Origin of the sequence: Ralstonia sp. Ralssp135, from assembly GCF_047304345.1 — a bacterium.
GTDB classification, from domain to species: domain Bacteria; phylum Pseudomonadota; class Gammaproteobacteria; order Burkholderiales; family Burkholderiaceae; genus Ralstonia; species Ralstonia chuxiongensis.
The window spans coordinates 140,471-155,394 of record NZ_JBGLYZ010000004.1; the positions used below are offsets into that span (position 1 = coordinate 140,471).

Here is a 14,924-nt window from a genome sequence, read left to right on the forward strand (position 1 = left end):
GATGTGAGCATCTTGAGCACGCCGCCCGAAAGGCAAGGCTTACTGGGTAGCGAACTGGATGCGATGGAGTCCAGCATACAACCCATCGCGCTCGATGAGTTCGCGGTGCGTACCGGCTTCAGCAATCTTGCCGTGCTCCAGCACGATGATGCGGTCGGCGTTTTCAATGGTCGACAGACGGTGCGCGATCACCAGCGTTGTACGGCCTTCCATCAGCCGTTCGAGCGCGGCCTGCACTTGGCGTTCCGACTCCGAATCCAGCGCGGAAGTCGCTTCATCCAAGATCAGGATCGGCGCGTCTTTGTAGATCGCGCGGGCAATCGCCAGGCGCTGGCGCTGGCCACCGGACAGCTTCGAACCGTTATCGCCGACATTGGTATCGATGCCCTCGGGCAGGTTGTCGACCACATCGGTCAGGTAGGCCGCTTCCAGCGCACGGCGCACGCGGGCCATGTCGATCTCGGAGGCGTCACGCGCGCCATAGGCCACGTTAGCAGCGATGGTGTCGTTGAACAGCACCACGTCCTGGCTCACGAAAGCGATCTGACGGCGCAGGTCATACAGCGCCAGATCCGCCAGCGCATCGCCATCAAGCGAGATCGTGCCCGAGGTCGGATCGAAGAAACGCGGGAGCAGATTCACCAGCGTGGTCTTGCCGCTGCCCGACGGCCCGACCAGCGCGACGACCTCGCCCGGCTTGACGTGCAGATTCACGTTGTCGAGCGCCGCCCGACCATCTTCGCCATAGCGGAAGGTGACGTTGTCGAAGCGGACATCGCCGCGGGCACGATCGATCTTCTTGCCGCCTTCTTGCGGTTCGATCGGCGTGTCGATCAGGCCGAAGATGAACTCGGCGGCGGTCAGGCCGCGCTGCAGCGGCTGATTCACGTCGGTCAGGTGCTTGAGCGGCGAGATCAGCAGGAGCATCGCCATCACAAAGCCGGTAAAGCCGCCGACCGTGGTCTGATTGGCCTGCGCCTGCATCATGGCAATGGCCAGGATGATCGACAGCGCCAGCGCGGCCAGAAACTGCGTCACCGGCTGGTTCAGGCCACCAGCCACGGCCACGCGCATGGCGTAACCACGCAGACGATTCGTCATGGCATTGAAGCGCAGCGATTCATACGCTTCGCCGCCGTGCAGCTTGACGACCTTGTAACCGCCCACGGCCTCTTCCACCACATAGGCGGCCTGGTTGGTCAGGTTTTGGCTCTCGCGATTGAGCGAGCGCAGGCGGCGGTTGATACGCGACATCAGCAACCCGATGATCGGCAGGATCACCGCCACCACCAGCGTCAGGCGCCAGTTGGTATAGAAGAGGAAGATCAGCAGCGCCAGTACCGTCATTGAATCGCGCACCAGCGTGATGAACACGCCGGTCAGCACCTGCAGCACCTGGTTGACCTCAAAGATGACCGCGTTGATGATCGACGCCGCCGTATTGCGCTGATAGTACGAAGCCGGCGCCTGCAGCAGGCGCTCGAACATCTTCATCCGCAGATTCAGCAGCACCTTGTTCGACACGAGGCTCAGCAGATACGTCGACGCAAACTGCGCGATGCCGCGCACCACGGCAATGCCCACCAGCATGGCCGGCACCTGCCACAGCCTGCCGGCGTATTCACCGCCGAAGCCCTGATCCAGCAAATCCTTCACGACCTTGGGGATGATCCCCTCCGTGGCTGCCACCACGCCCATGGCAACCATTGCGAGGATGAAAGCGGTCAATTCGGGGCGCAGGTAGCCCCATAACCGCTTGAGCATCGGCTTGGCGGGGGCTGGGTGATCAGACTTTGCTTGTATACTCACGGCGTTTTCAAATGAGGGTGGGCAGCTTGCGTCGCATGGCGGTCGGCTCTGCCGACATCAAGTGCGTTGCAGCGGCTGTCATCCGACAGACGGGCGACCCGGCATTTTAGCGGCAATCCACCACCCGGCCCATCCTGCTGCGCAATCCCCGGTCAAGACGGACCGACGCATCACCTGACGCTTCCGCAATGAGTTCGCGCGTTCCCACGTTTTTCATCAATCTTGACCACGATGCCGGTCGCCGCGAGGCGCTGGAACGCCAGCTCGATGCGCTTGGCCTGCCGCATAGCCGCTTCCCGGGTGTGTACGGCAAGACACTTCCCGCCGACGAACTTGCGCGCCACTATGACCACGCGCGCGCTATTGGCCAGAGCCGAGAATTGACGGTCGGCGAAGTCGGCTGCGCACTGAGCCACCTTGGCGTCTACCGGGCAATCATCGAGCAAAATCTGCCCTACGCGCTCATCCTCGAAGACGACGCGAAACTTGGGCCCGATGTGCCCGCCGTGCTAGACGCGCTGGCGCAGAGCGTGTCACCGGACGAACCGGTCGTCACGCTGCTCACGCACATCGACCGTTACTACAAGCGCAGCGCCCAATCGCTCACAGCTGACCACCGCACGGTCAAACTCGCCAACTACCAGTGGCTCGCGCATGGCTATTTCGTCACGCGCGCTGCAGCCAAGCGCATGGTCGAACAGCTTTATCCCGTGTGGCTAGCAGCAGACTATTGGTACAAGTTCGAGCGCGAGGGCATCGTGCAGATGCGCGCGGTCGTGCCTTATGTGATTGGCGTGCAGAACTTTGATAGCGGCTCCAACCTCGAAGCCGATCGCGCCGTCAAAAGCCGCGAAGCCGACGACCGACTCGGTGTCGGCCATCATCTGCACCAGATCTTTGTGCGCAAATTCCTCTATCAGATCTTCGTGCGACCATTCCTCGGCATCGCCAAGCAGAAGAAGACTTGGTAAGCACGACGGCGCCGCTCAGGCGCCTTGCTCTCGCAGTTCCGCAAGCCCGACTTCTGCGCGGATGATGTCGGTATTCCGGCGAGCCATCATGCGTTGATAATTGGGGCTCTCCTGCGCGCGCGATTGTTCGCGATGCCATAGGTGGAAGACCTCGGTCGCGCAGAAGCCGCGCTTGCGCCGCACACCGGCGTTGTATAGGCGCACAACCAGATCGGCGTCTTCATGCCCCCACCCGACGAAGCTCTGATCGAAGCCGTTCACGCGCTCGAAATCGCTGCGCCACACACCGAGGTTGCAGCTTTTGATGCCGCGCAGGCTGGTGTCCTTGAACGTACGCGGCACCGGCAAACCTGGCACCAATAGCGGCAGGAACTTGTTGACACGGCCCGCGCGCCAGGCGGCAAACCAATACGCGCGGTCCTTCAGGTGGATATCGATCTGCTGGGCGACGACCTCACGCGTCATCGCTTCATCCAGCAGGATACGGCTGCCAGACAACAGGCGCCCCTGCTCGGCCAACGCGCGGTGCCGGGCTACAAAATCCGGACGCGGCACGCAATCGCCATCGAGAAAGACGAGGTAATCGGCATCCGTCGCCAGCACGCCGCGGTTGCGTATCTCACCAGCACGAAAGCCGTCGTCTGGGTGCCAGACATGGCGCAGCGGATACGGTGCGGTCTTGGCGGCCGTTTCAACCGCTACGCGTGTGTCATCGCGCGAACCGTCGTCGGCCACGACGACGTCGAATGCACGGTCAGTCTGTGCGCCACACCCTGCCAGTACGCGGGCGAGCGCGTCCGGGCGGTTATACGTCGTAACGATGAGAGCGATGCGACGCGGCGGCTCAGCGCTTGCCATGACGATGCAGCATCATCAGCTTGATGTAGCGGTAGTACGTGCCTTCCGCGTTCGACACGGCGAGCATGAAGCCCTCCGCGCCATCAAGGAAGCCGCGCTGGATGACGTACGTACGGATGAACGCCCACAGCCCGTGGCCGATCGCGCTGCCAAGCGACGCACGCTTGCCCTTGGCATAGGCGGCCGCCGCACCGGCGGTCGAATAATCGTTGGCCTTGTCGAGCGCAGCCTTCAGGTCGGGAATCGAGTAGTGAATGATCGGTGCGCGAAAGTCACCCACCGTCCCCTCGAAGACCAGGTGCGAGTGCACCGGCGCATCGAAGAACGTCACCTGCTCGCGTTTGAAAAAGCGACGAATGCGGTCCGGCCACCAGCCCGAATGCTTCATGAAGCGGCCGCAAAAACTCGAGCTGCGCGGCATCGAATAAACAGTGTGCGAGCTGCCCGACTCGAGTACGGCGATCATCTCGGCACGCAATTCGGGGCTGATGCGCTCGTCGGCATCCAGCGAGAGCACCCAGTCGGTACGGGCTTCGCGCAGGGCACGGTTGGATTGTTCGCCGTAGCCGGGCCAGTCGGTCTCGAACACGCGCGCACCAAGTTGGCGGCAGATGTCTTGTGTGCCGTCCGTGCTACCCGAGTCGAACACGATGACATCGTCCGCCCAGTCGCGCACGGAACGGATGCAGTCGCCGATATCAGCGGCTTCGTTCTTGGCGACGATAATGACGGCGAGCGTGGCTCGATTGGATGCGGACATGCGAAAGCGATCTCAGAGAACAGGAGCGGCGCCAAGCTGCTGCCGGCGCCGATGAATATGCGCGGTGAATACGGCCACCATCACGCTGTAGAACACAACCGTCTGCGCGATGATCAGCATCACCTCGGTCAGCCCGAACAGTACGAAGCCGACACATAACGTGAGGCCCATCGCCCCCGTGGTGCGCAGGATGCGATCGTCGCACAGGGCGGCGCGCAGAAAGTACGCGGCAGGCACCAGGTACAGCGCCAACAATGCGCCGATGCCCAGCACGCCAAGCGTGGCGCCATTGTATAGAAACTCGTTGTGTGCATGCTCGAAGGCAGTCGCTTCCTGCGTGATCAGGCCCTCCGCGTGAATCGCCTTGAGAGCGGGCTCGAATTGGCCTCTTCCCACCCCGGCGAGCGGATGGCGCGTCAACATCAGCGTGGCCGCTTTCCAGAGCTGGAAGCGGATGCCGACAGAGGTATTAGTCTGACCTGCCTGATAGGCATGCAAATCACTGACTGCTTGATCGAAACGAGTACGAACCATACTCGACGATACGCATACCGCCGCCAACAGCACGAAGAACACCAGCAAGGCAGTCACTCGCTTCTTCCAACTCACATGCCGCAGCGTCGCCACGGCGATCAGCAGCAGGATGGGAATTGCGATCCAGCCGCCGCGCGCCTGGGACAGGTACGACGCATAGAGTCCAGCGCCTCCCGCTGCCAGACGCAGTCCAATCAGAGGCCAACCGTCATTTTTCGCCCAACCGATCGATATCAGCGCGAACAATCCCATCAACAACGATAAGTTGCCGAACGGAATGGTGTTGGAAAACGCGCCTACAGTGCCGGCTCTTCCCGCTCGCAGCTCAAGATACGACCACACCGCCGAACCGAGGGCCCCTGCAACGCAGCCCCACTGCACACTCTCCAACTGTTTAGGACGCAATTGCAACAGCGCAAACAGCACCAATCCGAACAACCAAAGCCTGCCATAGGCAAACGGCACATTGCGCGGCGCGGCAGGATTGAGTAGCGCACTGATCAGCATCGCAGTCGGCATGGCGGCCATGGCCAAAATCAGCCAGCGATGTTCGCGCCACATCGTTCGTAGTCGGCTCATGACGTCTGCAGGTGCGGCCAGCATCGACCAGATCGCGGCCACAAGTAGCAGCAAGAACGACAGGAACGCTGCGCCGCGCACCGACAGCATGAAGGCCGGCAGGATGGCGATTCCAAACACGGCCAGAGCCGCCGGCACGCTGGATATCAGCGTCCGGCTACGTTGCGTCAAGCCGCTCATCGCAATGTCCCCGCGCCAGGTGCAAGCGCCAACAAGGCATCGATGTGAGCAGTGATGCTGGGGTCATAGCGCAGATGCTCACGCGGATTCGCCAGGCGCGCCTGGCCGGCCTGCGCACGGGCAACAGCGGCTTCGATCGCGCGCGCCAGCGTGGCTGGATCGTCCAGATTGAAGGTGGGCGCCCCTTGTTCCGAGATCACCTCGGTGCAGGCGATATTGGCTGCGAGCACGGCCGGCGTCCCGCACAGCACGGACTCCACCCCGATCAGCCCGAACGGCTCGTAGTGCGAAGCGAGGATCGTGTAGTCCGCAGCGCGGTAGACGTTCTCGATGTCCTTGCGGTATCCCAGGTAGCGGATGTTGGGCGAGGACGACGACACCGGCCGTCCGATCACCGCCAGCTGTACCGGTAAATTCGTCTTGGAGAAGAACGCCTCCAGCAGCGGATAGCCCTTGCGCTTGTGGCTCGACGACGGGAATACAAACGTGACCCGATCCTTCGCAAAGCCCAGCTCATCGCGCAGGCGCTGACGCTCGGCCTCGTCCACCGGCGAGAACTTCGTCTCGCTCACCGGCGGGTACACCGTCTTCACCTTGGCCGCCGGAATGTCGTAATAGTCCAGCACTTCCTGCGCCATCAGCCGCGAGTGCGCAACGACAACGTGTGAGCGTACGTAATCTCGGCGCTCCAGCGCAATCTGCTGGCGGTCCCAGAAGGCGGCCTCTTTGGAAAAGCTCTTGAGATAGCCAACGTGCGTACCGCCACAAATGGCGATATCCGATGCCCCTGTACGGTTGCAGCCGATCATCAGATCGATGTGCTCACGCTTGGCCAGATAGCGCACCAGCCAGCCGAACGCGTGGTCGTTCAATTTGCCCGGCAGCTTGCGTGTGGGCAATGCAACGGCCTTGACCTGGCGATATTCGGGAAGCGCCTTGTCCACCATCTTGGCGAAGAACACGGGACGGATGTCGCGCTCATGCAGGCCGCGCACCAGGTCCATCGCGTAGCGCTCGCTGCCGCCGCTGTAGCCCAGCGCGTTGCACGAGATTCCGACGTTCATGGATGCTCTAGTAATAATCGTATTGAGACTGCAGTCGTGCCGAGCCTGTGCTGCCCGGCGATGACGCCCCCTGCGCCATCTTCGAACTACTCGTACACCGTTGCCACGTTCTCGGCGTCCAGCGCCTGACGCAGCGCGGCGATTGCCGCTTCGCTCGGGACAATGCGCCAAGCGTCGCCAAGCACCGCTTCGCAGCGGGCCTGCTCGCAGACGTAGCTAATGCGCACAGAGACGCCATTGCCATCCGCCGCGACATGCGGCGAGAGCAGGTCGCGCAGCTTGGCCGCCGTTGAATCGCCATTCATCGACAGACGAATCGCCCGCGCAAACTTGACGCGCGCCTGGGTCATGTCCATGACAGATTCGGCTGTCACTCGCACGCCACCAGTGAACATGTCGTGGCGGGCACTGCCCTGCACGATCAGCACTTCGTCTTCCTTGAATAGCGCGCGATTGGCTTCGAACACTTCGTTGAAGACCGTCACTTCGGTGGCTTCGCTGGCAGAGCCGTCGTCGAGCATGACGATCAGCATCTTGCCGCGCTGCGTCATCTGCGTGCGCTGGCCGACAATCACACCGGCCACGGTCTTGTTACGCGCATCGCGGTTGCCGTAGCCGCCGCCATTGCCCTTGTCGGTCACTTCGCGGGCCAGATCAGCCAGCGTCGTGCGTGCAAAGCGGCGCACCTCGTCGCGGCATTCATCAAACAGGTGACCAGAAAGGTAGAAACCCAGCGCCTGCTTTTCTTCCTGCAGCTTGCGCTTGGTCGACCAAGCCGGCTCGTCGACCAGTTCGGGGCGATGCTGCTCGGCGTCGTCGCCGCTCATCAGATCGAACAGCGACACCTGGTTGGCGGCCGCTGCCTTCTGCTCGGCGGCTTCCATGGCAAGGCCGATCGAGGCGAGCAGCTGTGCGCGGTTGTCGTGGAGGCTGTCGAAGGCCCCGGCACGCACCAGTGCTTCGATCGTGCGGCGATTCACCTGGCGGCGGTCTACGCGCTCGCAGAAGTCGAACAAATCTTTGAATGGGCCGTCTTCGCGTGCACGCAGGATGTCTTCGATCGCACCCTGACCGCTGCCCTTCACGCCACCCAGGCCGTAGCGGATGGTCTTGGCGTCGGTTGGCGCAAAGCGATACTGGCTCGCGTTGATATCCGGCGGCAGCACGGTCAGGCCGTTCTTGCCCCGGGCATCGTCGTAGAGGATCTTCACCTTGTCGGTGTCGTCCATGGCGAGCGACATGTTGGCTGCCATGAATTCGGCCGGGTGATGCGCCTTGAGCCAAGCCGTGTAGTACGCCAGCAGCGCATATGCGGCCGCGTGCGACTTGTTGAAGCCGTAGCCGGCGAACTTCTCCATCAGGTCGAAGATTTCATCGGCCTTTTCGGTGGAGAGTCCATCCTTGGCCGCACCCGCGCGGAACAGCGCTCGATGCTCGGCCATTTCTTCGGCTTTCTTCTTACCCATCGCACGGCGCAGCAAGTCAGCGCCGCCGAGCGAGTAACCGCCCACGATCTGCGCCATCTGCATCACCTGCTCCTGGTAGACCATGATGCCGTAGGTCTCCTTGAGCACCGGTTCGACGCGCGGGTCGGGGTACTCGACCTTCTCGCGGCCGTGCTTACGCGCGCAGAAGCTCGGAATCAGGTCCATCGGGCCTGGGCGATACAACGCCACCAGGGCGATGATGTCCTCAAAGCGGTCAGGCTTGGCGTCCTTGAGCATGCCCTGCATGCCGCGGCTTTCCAGCTGGAACACAGCAACCGTGTTGGCCGACTTCAGGATGTCGAACGCCTTCTTGTCCGTCAGCGGAATCTGGCTGCAGTTCCAATCTGCCTTGGACGGATCGAGCATGCGGATGTAGCGCTCGGCCCAGTCGAGGATCGTGAGCGTGGTCAGGCCCAAGAAGTCGAACTTGACCAGGCCGACGGCTTCCACGTCGTCCTTGTCGTACTGACTGACGACGCCGGCATCTTCGCCGCCTTGCGTGTAGAGCGGGCAGAAGTCGGTCAGCTTGCCCGGGGCGATCAACACACCGCCCGCGTGCATGCCGACGTTACGCGTCATGCCCTCCACGCGCTGCGCAAGTTCCAGGAGCTGCTTGACCTCTTCTTCGTTAGCTTCGCGCTCGGCCAGCAGCGGCTCTTCCTTCTTGGCCTCTTCCAGCGTGACGAGCTTGCCCGGCTTGAACGGGATCAGCTTGGCCACGCCGTCAACGAAGTTGTAGCCGAGATCAAGCACGCGGCCCACGTCACGCACAGCGGCCTTTGCGGCCATGGTGCCGAAGGTGGCGATCTGCGAGACGGCGTCTTTGCCGTACTTCTCTTTCACGTACTGGATGACGCGGTCGCGGCCGTGCTGGCAGAAGTCGATGTCGAAGTCGGGCATCGACACACGTTCCGGGTTCAGGAAACGCTCGAACAGCAGGTTGTATTTGAGCGGGTCCAGATCGGTAATACCCAGCGCGTACGCCACCAGCGAACCGGCACCCGAGCCCCGGCCCGGCCCCACCGGCACGCCGTTGTTCTTTGCCCAGTTGATGAAGTCCGCAACGATCAGGAAGTAGCCCGGGAAGCCCATCTTGATGATGGTGCCGGTCTCGAATTCCAGGCGGGCGTAATACTCGGCGCGTTTGGATTCACGCACGGCCTCGTCGGGGAACAGCACTTCCATGCGCTTTTCCAGCCCTTCCTTGGCAAGCTGGACGAGATAGTCATCCAGCGACATGCCATCGGGCGTCGGGAACAACGGCAGCTTGGGCTTGCCCAGTTCCAGCTTGAGGTTGCAGCGCTGCGCGATCTGCACTGCGTTGGCCAGCGCGGACGGGATGTCGGCAAACAGCGCGCACATCTCGTCCTGCGTCTTGAAATACTGTTCGGTCGTGAAACGACGGGCACGGCGCGGATTGGCGAGCAGTTCGCCCTCCGCAATACAGGTGCGCGCTTCGTGGGCCGTGAAATCGTCCGGCGTCATGAACTGCACCGGATGCGTGGCAACCACTGGCAACTGCATGGCCGAAGCAAGCTTCACCGCCTGCTGGATGTAGGCCTCAGTACCAGGGTGCCCAGCGCGCTGCAGTTCAATGTAGAACGCGCCAGGAAATACGCGCGACCAATCCGTCGCCAGCTTGCGCGCCAGCGCATCGTTTCCATTGGCCAGCGCCATGCCGATGTCGCCGCCCATGGCGCCGGAGAGCGCCAGCAGGCCAGTGGCCAGGGGGGCGTTTTCCACGCCCGGCTCGTCGAACCATTCGGGGGCGATTTCCGCGCGGCCGCGATGTTGGTTGGAGAGCCAAGCACGGGCCAGCAGCTGGCACAGATTCAGGTAACCCTGCTTGTCACGCACCAACAACAGAAGGCGTGCCGGTTTGTCGCGCTCGTCGTGATTGGTGATCCACACGTCGGCGCCGACGATAGGCTTCACGCCCTTGCCGCGCGCCTCCTTGTAGAAGCGCACCAGCCCGAAGGCGTTGGAGAGATCGGTCAGCGCCAAGGCGCCCATGCCGTCTTTGGCGGCGGCCTTGACGGCATCGTCCAGACGGACGTTGCCATCGACGACGGAATATTCAGAGTGGAGGCGGAGGTGGACGAAGCGCGGCGAATTCATCCGCGTATTGTACCGGGTGACATCTTCCGTAAAGCATTCGGGGCGTGTCCGATTGACCATCGACAACCCCGGGCGGCTCCTCGGGCGGCTATAATTTCGGCTTACGAATCAACAGGTTACCCAAGGCGCCAAAAAATGGCGCGGCAGCACATGCAGATCGTCAATATTTCCGCTTACAAATTCGTCACCCTCGATGACCGCGAGACCCTGCGCCCCGCCCTGCTGGCCGAGTGCCAGGCGCGCGAGCTGAAGGGCACCGTGCTGCTGGCGCCCGAGGGCATCAACATCTTTCTGGCCGGCTCGCGTGAAGCCATTGACGGCATCGTGGGCTGGCTGCGCGCCGACCCGCGTTTTGCTGACCTGGCACCGAAGGAAAGCCTGTCCGACCACCAGCCGTTCCGCCGCCTGCTGGTGCGCATGAAGAAAGAAATCATCACCATGCGCCACCCGCTGATCCGCCCGGAAGAGGGCCGCGCGCCGTCGGTTGCGCCGCCGGACCTCAAGCGGTGGCTCGATCAGGGCCACGACGACGAGGGCCGCCCCGTAGTGATGCTCGACACGCGCAATGACTATGAAGTTGCCGTCGGCACTTTCAAGAACGTCGTCGAATACAACCTCAAGAAATTCACCGAATTCCCGCCCGCCATTGCCGCGCACAAGGACGACTTTGCCGGCAAGACGGTGGTGTCGTTCTGCACCGGCGGCATCCGCTGCGAAAAGGCGGCGATCCACATGCAGGAGATCGGCGTCGAGCGCGTCTATCAACTCGAAGGCGGCATCCTCAAATATTTCGAGGAAGTAGGCGGCGCCCATTACGACGGCGATTGCTTCGTGTTCGACCACCGCACGGCTCTCAATGCTGAGCTGCTGCCAGCAGGCCCGAAACAATGCTTCGCCTGCCGCGCTGTGGTGACGCCGGAAGAACAGCAGTCCCCCGACTACATCCCCGGCCAGCGCTGCCCGCATTGCGCCGGCAGCCAAACGCGCGCAGCCGCATGAAGCGCCTCGCCGCCCTCCTCGTCGTTACAACGATGTGCCTGACAGCATTGGCCGGCTGCGCGACGAGCTGCGAGGGTGGCTCCAACCGCGGCATGTTCTGCGGGGCGGGAACGCGGTTCTGAGCCGCCATGGCATACCAATAAAAAAACGCCGGACATGCCGGCGTTTTTCTTTGAGCGATCCGCTTTACTGACGGCCGCGCACAAACTGATTGGTGATGGCAACAATGCGCTCGCCGAATAGCTTGGCGGTTTCCAGGTCGCCCGGCAACGGGCCCTCTTCAGGGCTCCCATCAGACGGCGATTGCGCCAGAGCGCCGCCGAAGCCCGCCAGGTAATTCACGTCGTTGCGCGTGGCGGCCTTGCTGTTGGCCGGCATCATGCCCGTGCCGACCCAGATCATTCCGTGCTGCTGCGACAGCGTCCACAGGTACTGGATCGACGCGTACTTGTCGCCATTCATCGATGCAGAATTCGTGAACCCCGCGGCGATCTTGTCCTTCCACGCGCCCGTGAACCACGCCTTGGACGATGCATCGGCAAACTTCTTGAAGTCGCCCGACACGCCGCCCATGTAGGTCGGCGCGCCAAAGACGATCGTGTCGACGCCGGCCAGCAGCGCCCACGTGTCATCGTTGACGTCTGTGACCGAAATCAGGTGTGCTTCGGCGCCGGCTGCTTGCACGCCCGCAAACACGGCCTCAGCCTGCTTCTTGGTGTGGCCATAACCGCTGTGATAAACAACTGCAACTCGTGCCATGGGAATCCTCTTGGGGTTGGGGTACCGCGGGGAACAACGGAAAAGAAAAATGGCGCACACAGCGTGCGCCACGAACATTACGGCAGATCGAACACCAGCACTTCGCTGTCTTCGCCGCCCGAGAGCGTCACCGCCTCTTCTTGCGTCAGCTTGGCTGCGTCGCCGCCAACCAGCGTGCGACCGTTGACGCTCACCTTGCCGCGAACCACGTGCACATAAGCACGGCGGCCCTCTGCAATGGCCAAGGACGCAGTTTCTGCGCCATCAAACTTGCCGGCGTAGAGCGCCATGTCCTGGTGCACCTTCACCGAACCGTCACGACCATCGGTGCTGGCGATCAGGGCGAGCTTGCCGCGCTTGGCGGCCTCGTCAAAATGGCGTTCTTCGTAGCCAGGCGTGAGGTTCAACTGTGCGGGGAGCACCCAGATTTGCAGGAAATGCGTGGCCTGGTCCTGCGCGTGGTTGAACTCGGAGTGACGCACACCTGTCCCAGCCGTCATGCGTTGTACGTCGCCGGGGCGCAGCACGCTACCGTTGCCCATGCTGTCCTTGTGCGCCAGTTCGCCATCCAGCACGTAGCTGATGATCTCCATGTCGCGGTGGCCATGGGTACCAAAACCCATACCAGCGGCGACGCGGTCTTCATTGATGACGCGCAACGGCCCGAACTGAACGTGTTCCGGGTCCATGTAATCGGCAAACGAAAAGCTGTGATACGACTTGAGCCAGCCGTGGTCTGCGTAACCGCGATCTTGAGAGGGGCGGATTTCAATCATTTTGATGAATCTCCTATCCAAATTACTGCATCAATGTGTGAATGGTACGCAGATTGGCTATAGTTAAGCGATACAGCTTTGATTCAATACATCAAAAATTCTGAACATGGTGCTCTCGCTGGAATCCCTGGAAGTGCTGGACGCGATCGAACGCAAGGGCAGCTTTGCCGCCGCGGCGCACGAACTGGGCAAAGTGCCGTCGGCGCTCACATACGTGGTGCGCAAGCTGGAAGACGATCTCGATGTCCTGCTGTTTGACCGCCGCCGCCACCGAGCGGAACTCACGCCCGCTGGCCGCGCATTGCTCGACGAAGGCCGTCACCTGCTGCAGGCCGCCGACGAACTCGCGCGCCGCGTCAAGCGCCTCGCCACCGGATGGGAAGCCACGTTGACCATCGTAGTCGACGATCTCGTGCACTTTCGCGCACTCATGCCCGTCATCCAGGACTTCTACGCCGAAAACACCGCCACGCGATTGCGCTTCTGCCGGGAGGTTCTGGCCGGCACGTGGGACGCCCTTCTCTCCGGCCGCGCGGACTTGCTGATCGGGCCGGCACAGGTGATGCAGGTACAGGGCATCCAGACGCGCACGGTGGGCAACATTCCGTTCATCTTTGCAGTGGCGGCACATCACCCGCTGGCACAAATGGAGGAGCCGTTGCCGGCAACCGCCATCACGCGGCATCGCATCGTTGCCGTGGGAGATACATCGCGCAATCTGCCTGCACGCACCATCGGCGTGATGGCCGGACAGGACACGCTGGTGGTGCCGTCCATGGCAGACAAGGTGCAGGCGCAGATTCGTGGCCTCGGCTGCGGCTGGCTGCCGGTGCCACTGGCGCAGCCGTATCTGGATTCCGGCGTGCTGATCGCCAAGGAAACCACCGAAGACAAGCGCGCCGGCACGTTTCAGGTTGCATGGCGCAACAACATGCGGGGCAAGGCGCTGCAATGGTGGGTCGACAAGCTGGAAGACCCGCGCCTGGGGCAGGCTCTGATGATGCAGTAGGGGCCCCGTGAGGACAAATCGCGCACAATAGCGGCATCGGCCTCTGCGCCTGGAGCGTTGCGTTGTCCCAAGCCAATCTCGATTTTTCGGAATCCACCACGTCGTCGCGCGGCCAATACAGGGGCCGCTTTGCGCCCTCGCCCACCGGGCCGTTGCATATCGGCTCGCTGGTCACCGCGCTGGCGAGCTGGCTGGATGCACGCGTACATGGCGGCACGTGGCTCGTGCGCATTGAAGACATTGATTTCCAGCGCAACGTGCCCGGCGCCGACCGCGACATCCTCGCCACACTTGATGTGCTCGGACTCATTCCTGACGAGGCGCCGCAGTGGCAAAGCACGCACCTGTCACGCTTTGAACAGGCGCTGGAGCAACTGCAGGCGAACGGCAGCCTCTACCCGTGCGGCTGCACGCGCCGCGAGATTGCGGACTCCGTCACCAGCATCGACGCAAATGGGCATGTGCGTCACCAGACCCTGATCTATCCCGGCACGTGCCGCAACGGGCTGCACGGCCGTCCGCCGCGCGCTTGGCGCGTGCGTGTGCCGGATGCCGATGCCGCCACCATCTGCTTCAACGATCGCTTGCAAGGCACGCAATGCCAGAACCTGGCTGAAGCCGTAGGCGACTTCGTGCTCAAGCGCGCGGACGGCATGTGGGCGTACCAGATTGCGGTGGTGGTGGACGATGCCACGCAAGGCATCACGGACGTCGTGCGGGGCGCCGACCTGCTCGACTCGACGCCGCGCCAGATCTATCTGCAGCAGCTGCTTGGGCTGCCGGCGTTGCGCTACTTGCACGTGCCCGTGGTGGTGAACGCCGACGGCGAGAAACTCAGCAAGCAGACGGGCGCACGCGCCATCAACCGCAGTCAACCGCTGGCCGCGCTAACGGAAGCGGCACAGCACCTCGGGCTGGACATTCGTGCTGGGGATGTGGAGGAGTTCTACCGGGACGCCGTCCCGGCATGGGCCAATCGCCTTGCACGATTGACCACGGCGGCATAGTTGCCGCCGTTTTC

12 protein-coding genes are annotated in these 14,924 nt (G+C 62.5%); 4 read left to right on the forward strand and 8 right to left on the reverse strand.

Going from position 1 to position 14,924, the window contains the following annotated elements; genetic code table 11:
- Positions 1-39: 39 nt before the first annotated feature.
- Positions 40-1,764 (reverse strand): lipid A export permease/ATP-binding protein MsbA, encoded by a 1,725-nt coding sequence (gene msbA / locus ACCD03_RS05415; RefSeq protein WP_045206083.1) that lies wholly within the window; start codon positions 1,762-1,764, stop codon positions 40-42.
- 233 nt (positions 1,765-1,997) lie between these two features.
- On the opposite strand from msbA, the gene ACCD03_RS05420 reads away from it, so the two are divergent.
- On the forward strand, positions 1,998-2,780 hold the full coding sequence (locus tag ACCD03_RS05420) for a glycosyltransferase family 25 protein (RefSeq protein WP_253537967.1): 783 nt from the start codon (positions 1,998-2,000) through the stop codon (positions 2,778-2,780).
- Positions 2,781-2,795: 15 nt separating this feature from the next.
- Here ACCD03_RS05420 and ACCD03_RS05425 read toward each other — a convergent pair whose 3' ends face one another.
- The 5 genes from ACCD03_RS05425 to dnaE all read right to left on the reverse strand — a co-directional run bounded on the left by ACCD03_RS05425 (position 2,796) and on the right by dnaE (position 10,360).
- The gene (locus ACCD03_RS05425; RefSeq protein WP_253537970.1) at positions 2,796-3,638 is read right to left on the reverse strand and encodes a glycosyltransferase family 2 protein; all 843 of its coding nucleotides are present in this window, start codon (positions 3,636-3,638) and stop codon (positions 2,796-2,798) included.
- On the reverse strand, positions 3,625-4,398 hold the full coding sequence (locus tag ACCD03_RS05430; protein ID WP_045206080.1) for a glycosyltransferase family 2 protein: 774 nt from the start codon (positions 4,396-4,398) through the stop codon (positions 3,625-3,627). Before ACCD03_RS05430 ends, ACCD03_RS05425 begins: the two co-directional genes overlap by 14 nt.
- A gap of 12 nt (positions 4,399-4,410) precedes the next feature.
- The gene (locus tag ACCD03_RS05435) at positions 4,411-5,691 is read right to left on the reverse strand and encodes an O-antigen ligase family protein (protein WP_325651792.1); all 1,281 of its coding nucleotides are present in this window, start codon (positions 5,689-5,691) and stop codon (positions 4,411-4,413) included.
- Positions 5,688-6,755: a glycosyltransferase family 4 protein gene (locus ACCD03_RS05440; protein ID WP_325651794.1), complete on the reverse strand. Its 1,068-nt coding sequence runs from the start codon at positions 6,753-6,755 to the stop codon at positions 5,688-5,690. Before ACCD03_RS05440 ends, ACCD03_RS05435 begins: the two co-directional genes overlap by 4 nt.
- Before the next feature lie 86 nt (positions 6,756-6,841).
- Positions 6,842-10,360, reverse strand: coding sequence for a DNA polymerase III subunit alpha (dnaE, locus tag ACCD03_RS05445; RefSeq protein ID WP_325651796.1), 3,519 nt, complete (start codon positions 10,358-10,360; stop codon positions 6,842-6,844).
- Positions 10,361-10,510: 150 nt separating this feature from the next.
- On the opposite strand from dnaE, the gene ACCD03_RS05450 reads away from it, so the two are divergent.
- Positions 10,511-11,359, forward strand: a complete 849-nt coding sequence (locus ACCD03_RS05450) for a sulfurtransferase (protein WP_253539090.1) — start codon at positions 10,511-10,513, stop codon at positions 11,357-11,359.
- A gap of 186 nt (positions 11,360-11,545) precedes the next feature.
- Here ACCD03_RS05450 and ACCD03_RS05455 read toward each other — a convergent pair whose 3' ends face one another.
- Both ACCD03_RS05455 and ACCD03_RS05460 read right to left on the reverse strand, forming a co-directional pair.
- Positions 11,546-12,118 carry a flavodoxin family protein gene (locus tag ACCD03_RS05455; RefSeq protein WP_253537984.1) on the reverse strand — a complete coding sequence of 191 codons (573 nt, stop codon included), beginning with the start codon at positions 12,116-12,118 and terminating at the stop codon, positions 11,546-11,548.
- A 77-nt stretch (positions 12,119-12,195) separates the two neighbouring features.
- Complete coding sequence (locus tag ACCD03_RS05460) at positions 12,196-12,894, reverse strand: pirin family protein (protein ID WP_253537987.1); 699 nt, start codon at positions 12,892-12,894, stop codon at positions 12,196-12,198.
- Between the two features lie 106 nt (positions 12,895-13,000).
- Between ACCD03_RS05460 and ACCD03_RS05465 the strand changes: the two genes are divergently transcribed.
- Positions 13,001-13,903, forward strand: a complete 903-nt coding sequence (locus tag ACCD03_RS05465) for a LysR substrate-binding domain-containing protein (RefSeq protein WP_413411033.1) — start codon at positions 13,001-13,003, stop codon at positions 13,901-13,903.
- A 62-nt stretch (positions 13,904-13,965) separates the two neighbouring features.
- Positions 13,966-14,910, forward strand: coding sequence for a tRNA glutamyl-Q(34) synthetase GluQRS (gene gluQRS, locus ACCD03_RS05470; protein WP_413411034.1), 945 nt, complete (start codon positions 13,966-13,968; stop codon positions 14,908-14,910).
- Positions 14,911-14,924 lie beyond the last annotated feature (14 nt).

Bases quoted from the DNA above. Each gene is read 5' to 3' on its own strand.
- ACCD03_RS05440 (WP_325651794.1), bottom strand. From the start codon at position 6,755: ATGAACGTCGGAATCTCGTGCAACGCGCTGGGCTACAGCGGCGGCAGC.
- ACCD03_RS05430 (WP_045206080.1), bottom strand. From the start codon at position 4,398: ATGTCCGCATCCAATCGAGCCACGCTCGCCGTCATTATCGTCGCCAAG.
- msbA (WP_045206083.1), bottom strand. From the start codon at position 1,764: ATGCTCAAGCGGTTATGGGGCTACCTGCGCCCCGAATTGACCGCTTTC.
- dnaE (WP_325651796.1), bottom strand. From the start codon at position 10,360: ATGAATTCGCCGCGCTTCGTCCACCTCCGCCTCCACTCTGAATATTCC.
- ACCD03_RS05420 (WP_253537967.1), top strand. From the start codon at position 1,998: ATGAGTTCGCGCGTTCCCACGTTTTTCATCAATCTTGACCACGATGCC.
- ACCD03_RS05460 (WP_253537987.1), bottom strand. From the start codon at position 12,894: ATGATTGAAATCCGCCCCTCTCAAGATCGCGGTTACGCAGACCACGGC.
- ACCD03_RS05425 (WP_253537970.1), bottom strand. From the start codon at position 3,638: ATGGCAAGCGCTGAGCCGCCGCGTCGCATCGCTCTCATCGTTACGACG.
- ACCD03_RS05465 (WP_413411033.1), top strand. From the start codon at position 13,001: ATGGTGCTCTCGCTGGAATCCCTGGAAGTGCTGGACGCGATCGAACGC.
- ACCD03_RS05435 (WP_325651792.1), bottom strand. From the start codon at position 5,691: ATGAGCGGCTTGACGCAACGTAGCCGGACGCTGATATCCAGCGTGCCG.
- ACCD03_RS05450 (WP_253539090.1), top strand. From the start codon at position 10,511: ATGCAGATCGTCAATATTTCCGCTTACAAATTCGTCACCCTCGATGAC.
- ACCD03_RS05455 (WP_253537984.1), bottom strand. From the start codon at position 12,118: ATGGCACGAGTTGCAGTTGTTTATCACAGCGGTTATGGCCACACCAAG.